The sequence below is a fragment of the Pseudomonas sp. THAF187a genome (assembly GCF_009363395.1).
GTDB lineage: Bacteria > Pseudomonadota > Gammaproteobacteria > Pseudomonadales > Pseudomonadaceae > Aquipseudomonas > Aquipseudomonas khazarica.
Genome location: NZ_CP045349.1, coordinates 1,311,732 through 1,330,693 on the forward strand (window position 1 = coordinate 1,311,732; position 18,962 = coordinate 1,330,693).

At 65.5% G+C, this 18,962-nt stretch carries 15 protein-coding genes; 8 read left to right on the top strand and 7 right to left on the bottom strand.

From position 1 onward, the window contains the following. Nucleotides 1-19: 19 nt before the first annotated feature. The 4 genes from FIV02_RS06040 to FIV02_RS06055 all read right to left on the bottom strand — a co-directional run bounded on the left by FIV02_RS06040 (nt 20) and on the right by FIV02_RS06055 (nt 5,632). Nucleotides 20-808 carry a nucleotidyltransferase domain-containing protein gene (locus FIV02_RS06040; RefSeq protein ID WP_152488114.1) on the bottom strand — a complete coding sequence of 263 codons (789 nt, stop codon included), beginning with the start codon at nt 806-808 and terminating at the stop codon, nt 20-22. Between the two features lie 20 nt (nt 809-828). Further along, the gene (locus FIV02_RS06045; RefSeq protein WP_152488115.1) at nt 829-2,172 is read right to left on the bottom strand and encodes a PBS lyase; all 1,344 of its coding nucleotides are present in this window, start codon (nt 2,170-2,172) and stop codon (nt 829-831) included. 4 nt (nt 2,173-2,176) lie between these two features. Continuing rightward, the gene (locus FIV02_RS06050; protein ID WP_037047427.1) at nt 2,177-3,403 is read right to left on the bottom strand and encodes an RtcB family protein; all 1,227 of its coding nucleotides are present in this window, start codon (nt 3,401-3,403) and stop codon (nt 2,177-2,179) included. Nucleotides 3,404-4,081: 678 nt separating this feature from the next. Further along, nucleotides 4,082-5,632: a TROVE domain-containing protein gene (locus tag FIV02_RS06055; protein ID WP_152488116.1), complete on the bottom strand. Its 1,551-nt coding sequence runs from the start codon at nt 5,630-5,632 to the stop codon at nt 4,082-4,084. Between the two features lie 219 nt (nt 5,633-5,851). Between FIV02_RS06055 and rtcR the strand changes: the two genes are divergently transcribed. Beyond that, nucleotides 5,852-7,453: an RNA repair transcriptional activator RtcR gene (gene rtcR, locus FIV02_RS06060; RefSeq protein ID WP_152488117.1), complete on the top strand. Its 1,602-nt coding sequence runs from the start codon at nt 5,852-5,854 to the stop codon at nt 7,451-7,453. Here the strand turns inward: rtcR and FIV02_RS06065 are convergent. Then, nucleotides 7,447-9,327, bottom strand: a complete 1,881-nt coding sequence (locus tag FIV02_RS06065; RefSeq protein ID WP_152488118.1) for a DUF4105 domain-containing protein — start codon at nt 9,325-9,327, stop codon at nt 7,447-7,449. The two genes, rtcR and FIV02_RS06065, sit on opposite strands and share 7 nt — an antisense overlap. Nucleotides 9,328-9,445: 118 nt before the next feature. Between FIV02_RS06065 and FIV02_RS06070 the strand changes: the two genes are divergently transcribed. Then, the gene (locus FIV02_RS06070; protein WP_037047077.1) at nt 9,446-9,757 is read left to right on the top strand and encodes a TraR/DksA C4-type zinc finger protein; all 312 of its coding nucleotides are present in this window, start codon (nt 9,446-9,448) and stop codon (nt 9,755-9,757) included. Here the strand turns inward: FIV02_RS06070 and FIV02_RS06075 are convergent. Further along, nucleotides 9,750-11,390: a cation:proton antiporter gene (locus FIV02_RS06075; RefSeq protein ID WP_150608513.1), complete on the bottom strand. Its 1,641-nt coding sequence runs from the start codon at nt 11,388-11,390 to the stop codon at nt 9,750-9,752. The genes FIV02_RS06070 and FIV02_RS06075 overlap by 8 nt on opposite strands. A gap of 183 nt (nt 11,391-11,573) precedes the next feature. Between FIV02_RS06075 and FIV02_RS06080 the strand changes: the two genes are divergently transcribed. From FIV02_RS06080 to FIV02_RS06105, 6 genes are all read left to right on the top strand, one after another. Then, entirely contained in the window at nt 11,574-14,066 is a 2,493-nt protein-coding gene (locus FIV02_RS06080; RefSeq protein ID WP_037047080.1) for a Lon protease family protein, read from the top strand. A 164-nt stretch (nt 14,067-14,230) separates the two neighbouring features. Continuing rightward, nucleotides 14,231-14,584, top strand: a complete 354-nt coding sequence (locus tag FIV02_RS06085) for a hypothetical protein (RefSeq protein ID WP_150608517.1) — start codon at nt 14,231-14,233, stop codon at nt 14,582-14,584. Nucleotides 14,585-14,712: 128 nt separating this feature from the next. Continuing rightward, the gene (locus FIV02_RS06090; RefSeq protein WP_037047085.1) at nt 14,713-15,210 is read left to right on the top strand and encodes a TIGR00645 family protein; all 498 of its coding nucleotides are present in this window, start codon (nt 14,713-14,715) and stop codon (nt 15,208-15,210) included. Nucleotides 15,211-15,338: 128 nt separating this feature from the next. Next, a complete protein-coding gene (locus tag FIV02_RS06095) occupies nt 15,339-15,641 on the top strand; it encodes a DUF6482 family protein (protein ID WP_152488119.1) in 303 nt (100 codons plus the stop codon). Then, entirely contained in the window at nt 15,638-17,197 is a 1,560-nt protein-coding gene (locus FIV02_RS06100) for a cryptochrome/photolyase family protein (RefSeq protein WP_152488120.1), read from the top strand. Before FIV02_RS06095 ends, FIV02_RS06100 begins: the two co-directional genes overlap by 4 nt. After that, nucleotides 17,194-17,340: a DUF2256 domain-containing protein gene (locus FIV02_RS06105; RefSeq protein WP_152488121.1), complete on the top strand. Its 147-nt coding sequence runs from the start codon at nt 17,194-17,196 to the stop codon at nt 17,338-17,340. The genes FIV02_RS06100 and FIV02_RS06105 overlap by 4 nt, the downstream gene beginning before the upstream one ends. On the opposite strand, the gene FIV02_RS06110 is transcribed toward FIV02_RS06105, so the two are convergent. After that, on the bottom strand, nt 17,331-18,956 hold the full coding sequence (locus FIV02_RS06110; RefSeq protein ID WP_152488122.1) for a methyl-accepting chemotaxis protein: 1,626 nt from the start codon (nt 18,954-18,956) through the stop codon (nt 17,331-17,333). The two genes, FIV02_RS06105 and FIV02_RS06110, sit on opposite strands and share 10 nt — an antisense overlap. Nucleotides 18,957-18,962: the final 6 nt, after the last annotated feature.

Sequence of the window (18,962 nt, forward strand, 5' to 3'; positions counted from 1 at the left end):
AGCGCGAGGGCATGATCATTCAGGCGTATCGCTCGACTGTCTCACGCAGGTAGGTATCGAGCACGCTATCGTCCGCTCGGGTGCGTGGCAGGCTCGCTACCGCCTGCTCCAGCTGCGCTTCGATAAACGCATGCAGCGCCGGGCGACGTGGGCCGTAGGCCGACTCGTCAGCACTGCGCTTGAGCTCCAGCAACTCGTCGACTTCCGCCAGCAGGGTGCGGTCGTCCACCGTCTGCAGCAGGTCGGCGAAGGTCATCGGCGGGCGGCCGCGGCCCTGGTCGATCCAGCGTACGGCAAGCAGCGGGCGCAGCACGTAGAAGTACTTCTTGAAGCGCACCGTCTCGTCCTGCAGGTAGCCGCGAAAATTCTTCCTGGCCATCGACAGGTAGTGATGACGCGCCGCAGGCGGGCTGTAGAACAGCTCGGCCAGTTCGCGCAGGCGCGCCGTGGCGTCGTCTTCCTGGCGATACACCAACGGTGAGTCGAGCCATTCCAGCAGCGTCGGGTTGGATTTGCGCAGTAGGCCAAGGGTCTTGCGCAGCTCCCAGCCGCTGACGTCCAGCTCGTCGTCCAGCGGCCGCTCGATCACGTCGCGTGGTGTGTCGACCTGGATGAACCAGTCCGGTTTTTCCACGTAGACGAAGCGTACGTCGTAGTCGCTGTCGGGCGAGGCGAAGCCCCAGGCGCGGCTGCCCGACTCGCAGGCATACAGCACCTTGACGTTGTGCTCGCGTTCTATGCGCTCAAGTTCTTCCAGCACCCGAGCGCGCATGGCGTCGCTGAGCGGGTGGCGTTGTTGCAGGTTCATTTCATTCATCCTTTTGTCCTTCATGCCAGGCGTGCGTAGCAACCTGGCGGCAGCTGGCCGTGCTGTTCCAGTGTTTGCAGTCGCTCCAGCAGTTGCATGCGTTCCTCTCGGCCTGTGCTCGGGTCGACCATCAGCCCTTGCCGCTGGCACCACTGGGCGATCTGCTCCAGCCAGTGCTGGTCAGCCTCGCGGCTGTCCAGGCGGCGCAGCAGGTAAGCCAGTTGCTGCCAGCGCGGGCGCAGGTGCATCAGCGCACTGTGGCGCGCGGGCGACAGCTGCTGGCGGTCGAGGCGGGCATCCAGTGCCTCGGCCATCGCTGACCAGGGCTGCTGGCTGAGCCTGCGCACGGCCATGGCGAAGACCTTGTCTGCCGGGTCATCGAGAGCGGCCAGTTGCTCGTTCAACTGCGTGTCACCGAGGGCGCTGACAGCGGCCAGGCGCACGCTGCTTTGCGGGGCGCGCAGAGCGGCTTGCAGCCAGTCGTCCGCCAGGCGCGTATCCAGGTCGGCGGCCAGGCCGAGGACCATGAGCCACTCGCGCTTGCTCTCTGGCAGCGCTTGTTGCAGACGGCCGCTCAGTACCTGGCGGGCGTCCAGCTGCCAGCGTGGCGCCGCCCAGAGTGCCAGACTGCGCATGGCGGGCGAGGCATCGAGCAGTGCACGACGCAGCAGTTCGCGTGGGTCGTCGAGGCGCTGCAGCAGGGCATGCATGGCCTTTACCCGCACGCTGGCGCCGGGTGTGTGCAGGGCTTCTTGCAGCAGCGCGATGGCCTGTTCATCTGGCAGAGCCTGGCAGGCCAGCACCGCTTGCTGGCGCACGGTCATTTCGCGGTGCGCCAGGGCTCGCTCCAGCAGCCGGGCAGGGGTGTCGCTGACTTCGAGCAGCAGCGCGAAGAGAAAACGCGCCGCCTGCCCCTGGCTGCTGGCGAAGGCGGCTTCCACCTGGCTGCGCACCGAGCAGGCCTGCAGTGCCAGGCGGGCGGCGGCCAGGGTTGGAGCATGGTCGTCACGCTGGCGCCCGGCCAGTGCCATCAGCTGGGGCAGGGCGTACAGCAACTCGGCGGCGTGCTCGCTGGTGAGGTAGCGCTGCAGCGCCGCCTTGGCCAGGGTACGTATCTGCGGTACCCAGTCGTTGAGGCGTTCGAGCAGCGCCGTCAACGCCTCGGGCGAGGGTTGCTCGCCGAGTTCGCGTACGGCGGCCTCGCGCACCAGGCCATTGCGGTGGCAGCTCAGTCTTGCCCAGTCGCCCTCTGTGTGGCCCTGGCGCAGGGCGCTCTGCGCTTCCTGCAGGCGCCAGTTCTCCCCGTAATCTGCGGCGGGGGCGCGGCTTTTCAGCCGCTCCAGCCAGTCGTTCAGGTACTTCATTTTCCTATCCTTTCACGCATACCACCTGTCGCAGGGTATGCATCACTTCCACCAGCTCGCGCTGGGCGTCCATTACCTGGTCGATGTCCTTGTAGGCCATCGGGATTTCGTCGATCACGTCGGCGTCCTTTCGGCATTCGACGTGGGCCGTGGCCTTGATCTGGTCGTCCACGGTGAACAGCTTCTTCGCCTTGGTACGGCTCATGGTTCGGCCGGCGCCGTGGCTGCAGGAGCAGAATGCGTCCTCGTTCCCCAGGCCGCGCACGATGAAGCTCTTGGCCCCCATGGAACCGGGGATGATCCCCAGCTCACCCTTCTTCGCCGACACCGCACCTTTTCGCGTTACCAGCACCTCTTCGCCGAAGTGGCGCTCCTTCTGCACGTAGTTGTGGTGGCAGTTCACCGCTTCCAGCGCCACGTCGAACGGCTTGCTGATCACGCCTCGTGCCGCCGCGATCACCGCGTGCATCATCAGTGCGCGGTTCTGCTTGGCGAAGTCCTGCGCCCAGCCCACGGCTTCGACGTAGTCGTTGAAGTGCTGGCTACCTTCTTCGAAGTAGGCCAGGTCGCGGTGCGGCAGGTTGGCGATGTGCTGACGCATATCGGCCTGGGCCAGTTCGATGAACAGGTTACCGATGGCGTTACCCACGCCGCGTGATCCGCTGTGCAGCATGAACCACACGCGATTGGCTTCATCCAGGCAGACCTCGATGAAGTGGTTGCCGGTTCCCAGGGTTCCCAGGTGTTTGCGGTTGTTGGTCTTCTCCAGCTTCGGGTGCTTGTCGGTGATCAGTTTGAAGCGCTCGCTCAGCGCCGACCAGGCGTGGTCGGTCAGCTCCGGCACGTTCTCCCAGGCACCTTTATCGCGGGCGCCGCGGCCGGAGGTACGGCCGTGCGGCACGGCCTTCTCGATGGCGGCGCGCAGGCCGGCCAGGTTATCCGGCAGGTCGTGGGCCATCAGCGTGGTGCGCGCGGCGATCATGCCGCAACCGATATCCACACCAACGGCCGCCGGGATGATCGCACCGACCGTGGGAATCACGCTGCCGATGGTCGAGCCCTTACCCAGGTGCACGTCCGGCATCACCGCCAGGTGCTTGAAGATGAACGGCATCTTCGCCGTATTCATCAACTGCTGCTTGGCGTCCTCCTCGACCGGGACACCTTGCGTCCACAGCTTGATCGGCTTGCCGTTGGCCACTTCCAGCAGGTTGTAAGTCTTGGTTTGCATCGTCATTCACTCGTCATTCGTGCCGGTCATCCGGCGTGTGTGCAGTGCGGCGACTAGAGGTGGTGAAACATGCGCGCTGCTCTATCCCATTGAGCTACCCGTTGCCGGGGCGGGAGTTGAACCCGCAACCTTCACGTTCTGTAGTTCCACCGGCATTCGCCGGGTCAAGCAAAAAAGTGGAGGCCGGGCCTCCGCGCAGCGACGAGATAACGGGCACATTTGCTCTACCGACTGAGCTACAGCCTTGCGGCTGGCGGGATTCGAACCCGCGACCCAATGTAGTACCCGTGGCATTCGCTGCCGGCCCGCCGTGGCGGGCCAAAAAAGATGCGACGACAAGGAGTGGTGAAACGTTTTCGTGTTCTGCCATTGAACTACGACCCCGCAGTGATGGAGTCGACGGGATTCGAACCCGCATCTCGACCGTGGAAGGGTGTAGTTCCACCGGCATTCGTCGCAAAACTCTGAATCAGGTGGCACGACAAGATGAGTGACTGTTCCGTGTTGCCACGGGCCGGTATCGAACCCGGCATAACCAATGTACAGCCACTGGCATTCGTGCCTTCGTGCGCAGTCGACAAGGGTGTGATGAGACGTCTTGGATGTAGTCCCATCGGCATTCGAATGCGCTCGAAATCGTTGATCTGTGTGCCCGGCCGCAATGGGCCGGGCGCGTTGTCATAACTCCATCTGCTCGATGGCGTCGACCCAGTGGCCGGCGCCGAAGCGGCCGCTGGCGAACTGTGCCAGCACATCGAACACCGCGTCGCTGAAGCCGCCGACATTCAGGATGTCCTTGCGGTCCGCCGCCTGCGTGGTGCCGTAGGGCTGCAGATCGATGCAGATCAGCCGCGCTTGCGGGTTGATGTGCTTGATCCGCTCCCACTGCCGCAGGGTTTCGGTGGCGCCGTGGCGGCGGGCGTCGATCCAGGATTCGTTGTCGGAAACCAGAACCAGTGTATCCACCTTGGCCTTGGCGTCGGCCAGTTGCTTGAGCGGCGCGGAGCAGCTGGTGCCGCCACCGCCGACCGCCGCCAGCTTCTGCGCGTTGCTCATCACGCTGTCACGCGGGTTGAGCGCCACCTTCACCACCTTGTTCTCGAACGGCAGTACCTGAGCACGCGGTTGCTTGCGCAGGATTGCCGCCGCCACCAGCGCCGCGACATCGATGCAGCGCACCGCCGTGGTCGCGCCCTGGCGGTAGCCGGTCACGGGGCTGTGCATCGAGCCGGACACGTCCGGGCACACCACCACGTTGCCGCTCAGCGCCGGCACGTTGGCCAGCGACAGTTCCAGGGCGTCCTGCAGCGCCTCGCGCACGGCCAGCGGCACACCGTCGCCGGTCATGCGGTAGGCCGCCAGCAGTTGGTACGGGTAAACCCGTGCCTTGGCCACGGCTTCGGCGTCGGCCAGGCGCTGTGCGACCCGCTCTGCGCAACCCTCGACCGCCAGTGCGCCATGGCGCAGCAGGGTGTTGAGGTTCATGCGCAGAGCCTGCCAGCCCATGCGTCCGGCCAGCTCAGCCCATTGCTCGGCGTTCAGCGTCTCGTTGCCGAGCAGCTGGAACGGCACGTCCGGCAGCTCGCTGCTGGCGCCGCTGCGGAAGGCCAGCAGGGCACGGGTCAGCGGCGGCAGGGCGGCGGCATCGGCCGGCTTGCCGATCAGCCAGGCGAAGAAGGCTTCGCGCCAGGCTTCGCTCGGCTTGGGGTGAACCATCTTCACCACGTCCGCCAGTGACGGCTGGTTACCGATCGCCGCCTGCAGCAGCTGGCGTTCGCTGGCCGCGTTCAGCCAGTTCTGCACCAGGCGCTTGGGCTGCGAGCCGAGCGATTTGCGCCCGGTCACGCCACTGCGCAGGATCTGCACGAAGGTGCGCAGCATCTTGCCGTTGTCCACCACCTGCTCGAACAGCGCCGGCACCAGGCTCGAGCGCTGGGCGGCCAGGGCTGCCAGCAGCAGGGCCGGCATGTCTTTCATGTGGCCTTTCTTGCGGGCGTACAGTGCGGCCTTGGCCACGTAGCGGGCGTCGAGTTCGGCGACCAGCTTCAGCACTTCGGCCAGCTGCGTTTCAGCCTCGGCGTAGAAGGTCTGGTTCAGGCAGCCGGTGACGGCGAGCTGAGCCAGCTTGTGCTTGGGCGTGTAGGCATAAGCCGGTGCCTGCTGCTGATTCAGGGTGTCGCTGGCCGGCAGTTGCGCGGCCCGGGTGTTGAACAGATTGAAGTTGGCCATCGTGGCGTCTCGCTGTGTTTATCCGTTGTGCCAGGACTATTGCAGCGGCTGTGCCAGGTTTCGTTTTTTTGTGGCGATTAAATTTCAACTAATTGATTTATAAGGATTTAATTTTAATTTCTTGCTCGTAAGGGAAAAGCTCTCGACGGCGCGCTCTGCAATTTTCATATCTGATGATATCGTTGTTTATCTTTATGGATAGTTTTTGAGGCGGCGGATATGAATGGAAAGCGCACGGTCGCCATCGGTTTCATCGGCGCGACCCTGGACCGGGTCGGCAAGGGCGCCAACCGCTGGAACAAGTGGCGGCCGAGCATCGGTCTGTGTCAGCAGGCCGATCTGCTGATCGATCGCCTGGAACTGATTCACGGTACCGATGCACGCGACCTCAGCCTGGCCGAGCGCATCCGCGCCGACATCCGGCAGATTTCCCCGGAGACCGAGGTGCGTCTGCAGCCGATGCACCTGCGCAACCCCTGGGATTTCGAGGAGGTGTATGGCGCGCTGCATGACTTCACCAGCAGTTATGCCTTCGATACCGAGCACGAGGACTACCTGGTACACATCACTACCGGTACCCACGTGGCCCAGATCTGCTGGTTCCTGCTGACCGAGGCGCGTTATCTGCCGGCGCGCCTGGTGCAGACCTCACCGGCGCGCAAGCGTGATGAGGCGGCGCAGGTCACCGGCACCCATGCACTGATCGACCTCGACCTGTCGCGCTATGACCGCATCGCCTCGCGCTTTCAGAGCAAACGCCTGGAAAGCCTGGCCTTCCTCAAGTCCGGCATCGCCACGCGCAATGACGCCTTCAACCGCAGCATCGAGCAGATCGAACGGGTCGCGTTGCGCTCATCGGCGCCGATGCTGCTGATCGGCCCGACCGGCGCCGGCAAGTCGTTCCTCGCCCGCCGCGTGTGCGAACTCAAGCGCAGTCGCCATCTGGTCGAGGGACGTTTCGTCGAGGTCAACTGCGCCACCTTGCGCGGCGATGGCGCGATGTCGGCGCTGTTCGGCCATATCAAGGGCGCCTTCACCGGTGCGCAGAACGCCCGCGACGGCCTGCTGCGCGCGGCCGATGGCGGCATGCTGTTCCTCGACGAGATCGGCGAGCTGGGTCTCGACGAGCAGGCCATGCTGCTCAAGGCCATCGAGGAAAAACGCTTCTTCCCGATGGGCTCGGACAAGGAGGTAAGCAGCGACTTTCTGCTGATCGCCGGCACTCACCGCGACCTGCGTACGCGGGTCGCCGAGGGCCTGTTCCGTGAGGACCTCTACGCCCGTATCAATCTGTGGACCTTCGAGCTGCCGGGCCTGGCCGGGCGGCGTGAGGACATCGAACCGAACATCGACTTCGAGCTTGAGCGTCATGCTCGCGAGCAGGGGCGCATGGTGCGCTTCAACCTGGAGGCACGGCGCCGCTACCTGGCGTTTGCCAGCTCGGGCGAGGCGGCCTGGCAGGGCAACTTCCGCGAGCTGTCGGCCTCGATCACGCGCATGGCCACCCTGGCCGACAGCGGGCGTATCGACGAGGCGCAGGTCGAGGAGGAAATCACGCGGCTGCGGCGGGCCTGGGGGCTGGCCCAGCAGCAGGACGCGCTGGGCGACCTGCTCGGGGAGCAGGCTGCCGGCCTCGATCTGTTCGACCGTCTGCAGCTGCAGGCGGTGATCGAGGTGTGCCGCCAGGCCGACAGCCTGTCGGAAGCGGGCAGACGCCTGTATCAGGTATCACGCCTGGCCAAGGCGCAACCCAACGATGCTGACCGCCTGCGCAAGTACCTGGCGCGCTTCGGCCTGGATTGGCAGGCGCTGCGTCAGTAGTGATACCAGCGCAGCTCCAGCTGCACCTCGTTGACCGGGCTGGCGAGCTGGCTGAACTCACGCTGGGCGCTCAGGCGCAGGCCGAGGTTGCGCGAGACTTCCCACTGCTGGTTGAGTGACAGGCGGCGGCGCACCTCTCCATTGTGGAAGTAGTCGCCAGCCGCCTCCAGGGTCAGGTTGCCCATGGGGTTGCGCCAGAGCAGGCCGGTGTTGAAGCCCAGCGCGGGGGCGATGACGGTGGCGAAGTCCTCGTTGTATTCCAGGCGCGCGGTGCCGAGGGCGAAGCCGAGCAGGTTGTCGTGCAGTTGCCAGCTGGCGCCTGCACCGCCACTGAGATGACCGACCAGCGGAGTATCGCCGTCTTCACCCAGCACCCGCTCCAGCCCGCCACCGACCTGCCAGGAGAGCGGTTGCAGCAAGGCGTTGCGCGGAGTCAGCGAGCGGATGTTGGCCAGGTCCAGGCGCTGCAGCTGCCAGTGGTTGTTCTCGTACTGACGCAGCTTGAGCTGGAGAATCTCGATCTGTGCGCCGAGCGGGAAACCGTCGAGGTTGTCGTTCAGGTCGTGGTAGGCCATGCGCAGGCCGTACTCGGCGAAGGCGCGATCGTCGCGGCTGCCGCCGGCCAGCTGCCAGGTCCGAGACTCGTGGCCTTCCTCGGGCAGCGGCGGGCGCTCGACGTTCAGTGCCGGCGGCGGATTGCGGCTGATGGCGCCGAGCAGCTGGAAGCTGCGCTGGGCGTTGCTGCTGCGCTCTTCGTCGTTGGCGTGGTAGCGCACCAGGCGGAAGGCCGCGTCCTGCATCAGGGCGCGGCGCTCGGCGGGCAGGGCGGTGAAGGCGGCGTCGTCCAGTTGCGCCGGGTCCTGGCTCAGGCGCAGTACCCAGGCCTGCTCGTCGGCGTCCAGCGGGGCGGCACGCTCCAGCAGCTCGCGCTCACGCGACGGGCGATAGTCGATGCGCTCGATCAGCCCGGCGTCCTTGACCGCACGCACGGTGTCGGTGGGGATGGCGGTGAGCGGAAAGTGCTCGGTCAGCTCGATGCCGGGGCGGGCGATTTCCAGCAGTTCCAGCAGGCGGTAGGAGCAGTTCTCGTCGAAAAAGAAGTAGTCGAAGCGGATCTGCTTGAGTTCCCAGACGTGCTCGACCATGCGCGTGGTTTCTTCCGGCGTCAGATTGAGCCGGTACTCCCACAGGTCACGGTTCTCCAGCCGGTTGTACTCGCTTAGTTTCTCGCGGTACGGCACCAGGGCGAACAAACCGGGGTAACCCCCCATCAGCCCGCGCCAGGCATAGAGGATGCTGTTGTCGTTGCCTTCGATGAAGGCTCCGAAGTTCAGCGCGTAGCTGAGCAAGGCGGTGTTGTGGCTGTCGATGTCGGGCTGGTCGATGCGCAGCAGGGTATGACCGAACATCGACGACGGGCTGTTCAGGTAGGCCGCCGGGAACACCAGCACTGTGCTGTGTGGGTTCACGTCGGCGATCCACGTGCGGTACTCGGCGCAGTCCGGGGTGGGCAGGTCGTTCAGTTGCAGCTGCGCCTTGAGCCAGCGCGTGCGCGCCGGGTAGACGCACTGTGGGTGGCGGTCGCCCAGCTCGGCGGGCTGGTACAGCGCATTGACGGTCGCCTGGAGTTCGGCTGCCGGGTCGCTGGCGCCGTGTTCCGCGAGAAAGAAATCGTCGTCGTCGACGTAGCTGCGCCAGCCACCGAGTTTGCCGGTTTCGTAATGGCCCAGGGCGATCCAGTAGGGATCGTCAGCCAGTCGTTCGAGGCTGGCGGCATGCAGGGGCAGGCTGAGACTCAGGGCGATGACGGCGAATATCCGTTTCAAGGGCACTGTTCTTCTGGTTATGAGGATGGCCGAGCTTTGGTCAGCCATGCGCTGGGTGTCAAGGCAGTCGATGAGCGCATTTCGCGCAAGTGCTGATCGGCGTCAGTCTTGCGCCGTGCGCGGCGGATCACACTGGCGATTCCTCACTCCCAAGGAGACAGGGCTCATGGCTCATCGAGATGTGCTGGACGCGCTGCAGCGCGACTATACGACCCGCGCCGAGGCGATTCGCCGCGATCTTGGGCGCACCCATTCGGCCGATTTCGCCGAGCAGGCGCAGCAACGGCAGAACGATGAAGTGCTGGAGGCCCTGTTGGCCGAGGCCGAGCAGGGGCTGGTGCGAGTGCGCCAGGCGCAGCAGCGGCTGGCCGAAGGGCGCTATGGCGAATGCCTGTGTTGTGGCGAGCCGATCGATGCGGCGCGCCTGGCCGCCATGCCGGTCGCCGAGTACTGCCTGCACTGCGCCGAGTTCAACTGAGCGGCGCCTCGACTTCCTGCAGCAGACGCCGCGCGGCCGAGTCGGCGGCGTCGATGTAGGGTTGCAGGACGCTGGCCGCGCCGGCGCGATTGAAGGCTTCCAGGTCGCCCTCGCGAAAGGCGCTGAGGGTCACGCTGCCGCGAAAGCCGGCACTGCGCGCGGCGCGCAGCAGCAATGCGTTGACCTCGCGCTGGGGGATGGTGCTGACCAGCGCGCGGGCCTGCTGCAGGGGCAGGTGGGCGATGAAGTCGGCGTCCTCGGCATCGCCGTAGCACACGGCCAGGCCGGCCTGGCGGGCGCTGGCCAGCGCCTGTGGGTCGAAGTCCACGCCCAGTACGCGCAGGCCGCCCTCCTGCAGGCGGTGCGCCAGCTCGCGCCCGTAGCGACCGAGGCCGTAGACGATGACTTCCGGCTGCGCCTGGGCGGGGGCGTTGTCCTCGGCATTCTCGCGGTGGGCGACACGCCGCTCGAACAGCCCGAGCCAGGGGGACAGGCGTTCGAACAGCGGTTGCGAGTAGAGAATCATGTAGGTGGACAGGGTGATAGTGATGATTCCCACCAGGGTCGTCAATCCCAGTGCCGCTCCGCCCACGTGGCCGAGGCTGATGCCCATGGCGACGAAGATGATGGAGAACTCACTGATCTGCGCCACCGTCAGCCCGGCCATGAAACCGGTGCGCTTGCGGTAGCCCATGGCGCCCATGATGGCCATGACGATCAGGGGGTTGCCGATCAGCACGAACAGCGACAGCAGCACGGCACTGCCGATCTGCTGGTGCAGGTAGGAAAAGTCCAGCTGGATGCCCAGGTGCAGGAAGAAGAACAGCAGGAGGAAGTCGCGCAGGCTGGTCAGGCGGCTGGCGATCGCCTCGCGCAGCGGCGTGGAGGCCAGGCAGAAACCGGCGATGAACGCGCCCAGCTCCTTGGACAGGCCAAGTGCCTCGGCACCGCCCGCCAGCAGCGTGCCCCAGGCGATCGCCACCAGCATCAGCAACTCGGGGGAGCGGGCCATGGGGGTCAGCAGGCGGGGCAGGGCGAAGCGCATCAGCAGGTAGAGCACCAGCAGGCTGGCCAGCAGCGCGCCGATCAGGGCCAGCGGTGACAGGCCCGTGTGCTCGCCACTGGCCGGCTGGTACAGGCTGATCACCAGCATCGCCAGCACCACGGCGATGTCCTGCACGATGAGGAAACCCATGGCGATGCGCCCGTGCAGCGAGTCGATCTCGCCTTTGTCCGACAGCAGCTTGACGATGATGATGGTGCTGGAGAAGGTCAGCGCGACGGCCACGTAGCCGGCGCTCGTCCAGTCCAGGCCCAGCAGGCGGCACAGGGCCAGGCCGGCGAGGATGGTGAAGGCCAGCTGCCCCAGGCCCGTGGCCAGGGCCACCGCACCCAGAGTGCGTACCAGGTGCATGTCCAGCTTGAGACCGACGACGAACAGCAGCACGGTGATGCCGATTTCCGACAGCAGGCTGATGGAACTGTGATCGCCCGACAGGTTCATCACCGCCGGGCCGGCGAGAATGCCGACCAGGATGTAGGCGATGATCAGCGGCTGGCGCAGCTTCACGGCGAGCATGCCGAGCAGCGCGGACAGGCTGAGCAGGGCGGCGATTTCCTGAAAGGCACTCATAGGCAAGGTTCCTTGTGGTGGGGCTGCCTGTCGATGGTGCAGGCTTGGTGGGGCAATGCATGGCAGCTTATCGCAGCACCGTTTTTGCGCATTGCCTTGAATCAAGCCTTGATCCTCTTCGCGCCACAGGCCCAGAATCACCCCATGTTTTGCGGAAGACTCCGCCCGCTATAAGGATCGCCAATGTCCAAGCGTAGCCTCGATGCTTTGCGCCTTGCCCCCGAATCACTGACCCGCCCCTTCGCTCCCGAGCAGTTCAATTTCGACAGTACCGATGATCTCGAACCCTTCCGCGGCGTGCTGGGCCAGGCGCGCGCGGTCGAGGCCCTGCAGTTCGGCGTGGCCATGCCGCGCCCGGGCTACAATGTGTTCGTCATGGGCGAGCCGGGTACCGGGCGCTTCTCCTTCGTCCAGCGCTACCTCAAGGCGGAAGCCAAGCGCATGGACACCCCGGCCGACCGCGTCTACGTCAACCACTTCGACGAGCCACGCGAGCCGCGCGCCCTGGAGCTGCCTGCCGGCACTGCCGGCGATTTCATCGCCGATATCAATCAGCTGATCGACAACCTGCTGGCCACCTTCCCGGCGGTGTTCGAGACGCCGACCTACCAGCAGAAGAAGAGCGCCATCGACCGTGGCTTCAACAAGCGCTACGACCAGGCGCTGGACGTGATCGAACGCCTGGCGCTGGAGAAGGGCGTGGCGCTGTACCGCGACAGCAGCAACATCGCCTTCACCCCGATGGCGGACGGCAAGGCGCTGGACGAGGCCGAGTTCGCCCAGCTGCCGGAGGCCGACCGCGAGCGCTTCCATGCCGATATCGCCGAGCTGGAAGAGCGCCTGAACGAAGAACTGGCAAGCCTGCCGCAGTGGAAGCGCGAATCGAGCAACCTGCTGCGTCAGCTCAACGAAGAGACCATCACCGTGGCCCTGCAGCCGCTGCTGGCGCCGCTGTCGGAGAAGTACGCGGAGAACGCCGGTGTCTGCGCCTACCTGCAGGCCATGCAGGTCAACCTGCTGAAGACCGCGGTCGAGCAGCTGGTGGATGTGGACAAGGCCGACCCGCAGCTGCGCAAGCTGCTGGAGGAGATGTACTGCCCGAGCCTGGTGGTCGGCCATCACGCCAATGGCGGCGCGCCGGTGGTGTTCGAGTCGCACCCGACCTACGACAACCTGTTCGGCCGTATCGAATACAGCTCCGACCAGGGGGCGCTGTACACCAGCTACCGGCAGCTGCGTCCCGGTGCTCTGCACCGGGCCAACGGCGGCTACCTGGTGGTCGAGGCGGAGAAGCTGCTCGGCGAGCCCTTCGTCTGGGAGGCGCTGAAGCGTGCCTTGCATTCGCGCCAGCTGAAGATGGAGTCGCCGTTGGGCGACCTGGGCCGCATTGCCACCGTGACCCTCAATCCGCAGGTCATCCCGCTGCAGCTCAAGGTGGTGATCATCGGCTCGCGCCAGCTCTATTACGCGCTGCAGGATCACGATCCGGACTTCCAGGAGATGTTCCGTGTGCTGGTCGACTTCGACGAGGACATCCCGCTGGCCGAGGACAGCCTGGAGCAGTTCGCCCAGTTGATGAAGACCCGCACCTCGGAAGAGGGCATGGCGCCGCTCACCGGCGCGGCCGTGGCACGCCTGGCCACCTACAGTGCGCGTCTGGCTGAGCACCAGGGGCGCCTGTCGGCGCGGATTGGCGATCTGTTCCAGCTGGTCAGCGAGGCCGACTTCATCCGTCAGCTGGCCGGTGAAAGCATCACCGAGGTCGGCCATATCGAGCGTGCGCTGAAGGCCAAGGCGACCCGCACCGGCCGGGTCTCGGCGCGGATCATCGATGACATGCTGGCCGGCATCATCCTCATCGATACCAGCGGCGCTGCCGTGGGCAAGTGCAACGGCCTCACTGTGCTGGCCGTCGGCGACTCGGACTTCGGTGTGCCGGCGCGTATTTCCGCCACCGTCTATCCCGGCGGCAGCGGCATCGTCGATATCGAGCGCGAGGTGAGCCTCGGCCAGTCGATCCACTCCAAGGGGGTGATGATCCTCACCGGCTTCCTCGGCAGTCGCTATGCCCAGGAATTCCCGCTGGAGATTTCCGCGAGCATCGCCCTGGAGCAGTCCTATGGCTACGTCGATGGCGACAGCGCCTCGCTGGGCGAGGTGTGCACGCTGATCTCCGCGCTGTCGCGCACGCCGCTCAAGCAGTGCTTCGCCATCACCGGTTCGATCAACCAGTTCGGCGAAGTGCAGGCGGTCGGCGGGGTCAACGAGAAGATCGAGGGCTTCTTCCGGCTCTGCGAAGCGCGTGGCCTGACGGGCGAGCAGGGGGTGATCATCCCGCATTCCAATGTCGCCAACCTGATGCTCGACGAGCGTGTGCTGCAGGCGGTGCGCGCCGGCCAGTTCAACGTCTACGCCGTGCGCCATGTCGACGAGGCCCTGAGCCTGCTAGTCGGCGAGCCGGCCGGGCACCCCGACGAGAAGGGCCGTTTCCCCAAGGGCAGCGTCAACGCCCGGGTGGTCGAGCGCCTGCGCGATATCGCCGAGATCGGCCTGGAGGAAGAGAGCAAGCCGGTCGAGGCCGAGAAAGCCAAGGTCGAGAAGGCCAAGGCCGAAGCCGCCAAACCGGCCAAGGCACCCCGACGCAAGAAGGGCGAGGAGGAGGGCGGCGCCAGCTGATCGAATCTTGCACGACTGTCCCGGATCGCCTGGGGTAGCTGCCCCCGGCTTCTTGCTCACCCGTCATGCACAGAGTTATCCACAGATTGCGTGAATAACTTTGGCTTCACAGTGCAAGCGTTCGGGGTGTAGGCTGAGGTCTGGATTCTGCGAGGGTCGTCGTCATGTCGCGCAGCCTCTGCCTTACCCGCCAATGCCTGGGCCTGGTGACCCGCATCGAATGCATCATCAGGCCACTGGCAGGAGACAACGGACGTTGGACGTTGCTCTGCGCTGCCGGGATGTCGGGGGCGCAACCTTCTGCGATCCGGGCCCAGGGCCCGTTCCATGGGCCTTTCGTCGCTGAGGACGTGCTCGAGGCGATCGCCGAGAGCCTGTTCGTGCAGGGATATGTCGAGTGCAGCGAACCGCCGATCTGGCGCGTGCACCTGCAGGCCGAGCTGCGCCGCGTCAACGGTGAGCGCTACAGCCTGCCAGGGTCCTTCCAGCGTCATCCCGAGACCGACGGGCAGAGCTGAGCGGCAGCGCCCCCAGGGCTGCCCAGGCCCCGGTCCAGAGGGTTATCCACAATTTCACCGATGCTTCTGCTGCGGCCGGCTGCTGGTTATACTCGCCGCCGTTTTTCTTTTCCTTCTGTGAGCCACACATGGAACGCTTACTCGAAAACGCGATGTATGCCTCGCGCTGGTTGCTGGCGCCTATCTACTTCGGCCTGTCGCTCGCGCTGCTGGCCCTGTCGCTGAAGTTCTTCCAGGAAATCTTCCACATCCTTCCGCACGTGTTCGAGAAGAGCGAGTCGGAACTCATCCTGGTCCTGCTGTCGCTGATCGACATGGCGCTGGTCGGCGGCCTGCTGGTGATGGTGATGATCTCCGGCTACGAGAACTTCGTCTCGCAGTTGGACATCGATGAAGGCAAGGAGAAACTCGACTGGCTGGGCAAGATGGACTCCAGCTCGCTGAAGATGAAGGTTGCCGCCTCCATTGTGGCGATCTCCTCGATTCACCTGTTGCGCATGTTCATGGATGCCCAGCAGATCGAGAACGAGAAGCTGAAGTGGTACGTGATCATTCACATGACGTTCGTCGCATCCGCCTTCGCCATGGGCTATCTGGACAAGCTGACCAAGCCCAAGCACGACTGACCCGCACGCCCCCGACCGCCCGTCCGAACATGACGGGCGGTCTGCTTTTCAGGTTTGAGTTTTTCCTGTGTTGTACAAGAATAAATTTTGTATAGGTTCTTGTGTAGTTTAACCAGGAGGCCGACCTGATGACTCTGCATGATCTGTCTATCCACGCCCAGGCCGGGCGTATCGATGAACTGAACCTGATTTCCCTGGAAGGCGGTATCTATCTGCTCGAAGCGCAGATGGACGGCCGCAGCCATCCGATTCTCGACCCGCGCGGCAGCACGCTGAACCTGCGCTCGGTCGAGCACGCACGGGACGTCCTGCAGGAAATGCCGGCGCTGCCCTTCTTCCTGGTGCACAGCTCGGTGCACGACGAGATGTGCGGCATGCCATCGGCTGACAACAGCCTGCGCGTGCCCATCGCCTTCCGTTCCAGTTGGTGACTGCCTCGTTCACGCGCGAGCCGGGTGTGCGCCGGCTGGTGCTGATCCTGGGGGACCAGCTGACGCCGGGCCTTGGTGCGTTGCAGGACATCGACCCGCAGCGCGATCACCTGCTGCTGGCCGAGGTAATGGAGGAGGCCAGCCATGTGCCGCACCACCCGCAGAAGATCGCCCTGATCTTCAGCGCCATGCGCCATTTCGCCGAGCAGTTGCGCGAGCAGGGGCTGCAGGTGCATTACGTGACCCTGGACGACGTGGACAACAGTGGCTCGCTGCCGGGCGAACTGCTGCGCTGGACGCAGCAGCTCGATCCTGCCGAAGTGCACCTGACCGAATGCGGCGACTGGCGCCTGGAACAGGCGCTGCGCCACTGCGGCGTGCCGATCCACTGGCATGCCGACTCGCGCTTTCTCTGCAGCCGGGAGGCCTTCGCCGACTGGGCGCAGGGACGCAAGCAGCTGCGCATGGAGTACTTCTACCGTGAGATGCGTCGTCGCAACGGTCTGCTGCTCAACCCGGACGGTACGCCCGAGGGCGGCGCCTGGAACTTCGACGCAGACAACCGCAAGGCGTTGCCGCGCGAGGTGCAGCCGCCTGCGCCGTTGCGGATCGAGCCGGACGCCATCAGCCGTGAGGTGCTGGCGCTGGTGGCGCAGCGCTTCCCCGACCATTACGGCAGCCTGGAGGGCTTCGACTATCCGGTGACGGCGGAGCAGGCCGAGCGTCTCTGGCAGCACTTCCTCGTCCGGGGCCTCGCCGACTTCGGCGATTACCAGGACGCCATGGCCGACGACCAGCCGTTTCTCTTTCACTCGCGCATCAGTGCCGCGCTGAACATCGGCCTGCTCGACCTACGACGGATCTGCGCCGAGGTCGAGGCGGCCTACCGCGCAGGGGATGTGCCGCTGAACGCGGCCGAGGGCTTCATTCGCCAGCTGATCGGCTGGCGCGAGTACGTGCGCGGCATCTACTGGCTGCGCATGCCCGACTATGCCGAAGGCAATGCATTCGGCAACTCGCGTGCGTTGCCGGCGTTCTACTGGACCGGCGAGACGCGCATGAACTGCATGCGCCAGGCGATCGGCCAGACCCTGCGGCACGCCTATGCGCACCACATCCAGCGGCTGATGCTCACCGGCAATTTCGCCCTGCTCGCCGGTATCGCGCCCAAGGCCATCTGCGACTGGTACCTGGCGGTGTACATGGACGCCTTCGACTGGGTCGAGTTGCCCAATACCCTGGGCATGGTGATGCACGCCGATGGCGGCTACCTCGGCTCCAAGCCCTACTGCGCCAGTGGTCAGTACATCAAGCGCATGTCCGATCACTGCCAGGGCTGCAGTTACAAGGTGAGCGAGAGCACCGGTGAGTCGGCCTGTCCGTTCAATGCGCTGTACTGGCACTTCCTCATGCGTCACCGCGAACCGCTGCAGCGCAACCCGCGCATGGGCATGGTCTACCGTAACCTGGCGCGCATGGACGACGCCCGGCAACAGGCGCTCTGGGACTGGGGGGAACGCTTGCTGGCGCGGCTGGATGCCGGAGAAATGCTGTGAAGAAGGGTGAGCTGCCGGTGAAGCTGTGCGCGTGCTGCGGCCTGCCCTTCACCTGGCGCAAGAAGTGGGCACGCTGCTGGGACGAGGTGCGCTACTGCTCCGAGCGCTGCCGCCGTGCACGCCGCTCTGCCGCTCAGACCTGAAAACGCGCGACCATGCCCTGCATGTCGGCCGCCAGGTTCGACAGGGCGCGGCTGGCGGTGCTGGTCTGTTCCGAGCCGGCCGAGTTCTGCAGCGACAGGTCACGGATGTTGACCAGGTTGCGGTCCACCTCGCGGGCAACGTGGGCCTGCTCTTCGGTCGCGCTGGCGATCACCAGGCTGCGCTCGCCGATCTCGGCGATCGACTGGATGATCTGCTGCAGCGCGCTGCCGGCGCCCTGGGCGATATCGAGGGTGTGCTGGGCCAGGCCGTTGCTCGACTCCATGGCATGCAGCGCACGCTCGGTATCGTTCTGCACGGTGCCGATCATGGTTTCGATTTCCCGCGTCGACTGGCCGGTCTTGTGCGCCAGCGCGCGGACCTCGTCGGCGACCACGGCGAAGCCACGGCCCGCCTCACCGGCACGCGCGGCCTCGATGGCGGCGTTGAGGGCGAGCAGGTTGGTCTGTTCGGCGATGCCGCGAATCACATCCAGCACCTTGCTGATGCCGCGAATCTTGTCGGCCAGTTCACCGAAGTCGCTCGAGGTGCCATCCACGTTGCTGGCCAGCTGGCTGATCGACGACAGCGTCTGGGCGATGCGCTCGCTGCCCTGCTGGGCGACCTGGCCCGACGCGTTGGCGCTTGCCGAGGCACTGGCGGCGTTGCGCGCCACCTCGTCCACCGCCGTGCTCATCTCGGTGACGGCCGTGGCGGCCTGGTCGATCTCCTGGCTCTGCTGGTGCAGGTTGAGCGCCGTGTTCTCGGTCACGGCGCTGAGTTGTTCGGCGGCGGAGGCCAGCTGGTCGGAGGCATCGGCGATCTGTTCGATGGTGCCGCGCAGGTTGCCTTGCATGCTCTTCAGGGCCAGCAGCAGCCTGGCCGGTTCGTCGTTGCCCCGGGTGTCGAAGCTCAGGGTCAGGTTGCCGCCCGCCACCGAGTCGGCCACCTGCACGGCCTCGGCCAACGGCCTGACGATGCTGCGCGTCAGCAGCGTCGCGAGGATCGCCGTGGCGATGGCCGCCAGGGCCATGGCCAGCACGGTGCCGCGCAGGGCATGGCTGTACACGGCGCCGGAGGATTGTGCCGCTGCTGACGCACCCTGGCGGTTCAGCGCGGTCAGGGCGTTGAGGGCAGCGACCATGGCGTCGGACTGCTCGTTGAAACTGCCGCCAAGTACGCTGTGAGCCTTCTGCCGATCACCCTGGCGCAGGTCCTCGACGAGCTGCTTGCGCAGGGCGAGATAACTGGCTTCCGCGCCCTTGAAGCGATCGAACTGGGCGCGCTCCTCGCTCGAGCTGATCAGGGTTTCGTAGCGTTGCTGGGCCTGCTCCAGGTCGGCGAGCAACTCGTCGGCCAGCGGCATGCTCGCCTGCAGTTGCTGGGCGTCGTCGCTCAACGCCATGCGCAGGGTCAGTGCACGCAGGCGCAGGACGTCCTGGGTGACGTCGCCGAGGGTATTGAGGCTGGGTATCCAGTTGTCCTCGACCTCGCTGGAGTGGGCATGCATGCTGCGCATCTGCTGCAGGGCGAAGCCCCCCAGCGCGAACACCAGTAACGCAATCAAGCCAAATCCTATTGCGGCGCGCGGGGCGATGGAGATGGATCTGAAGTTCATGCTGGC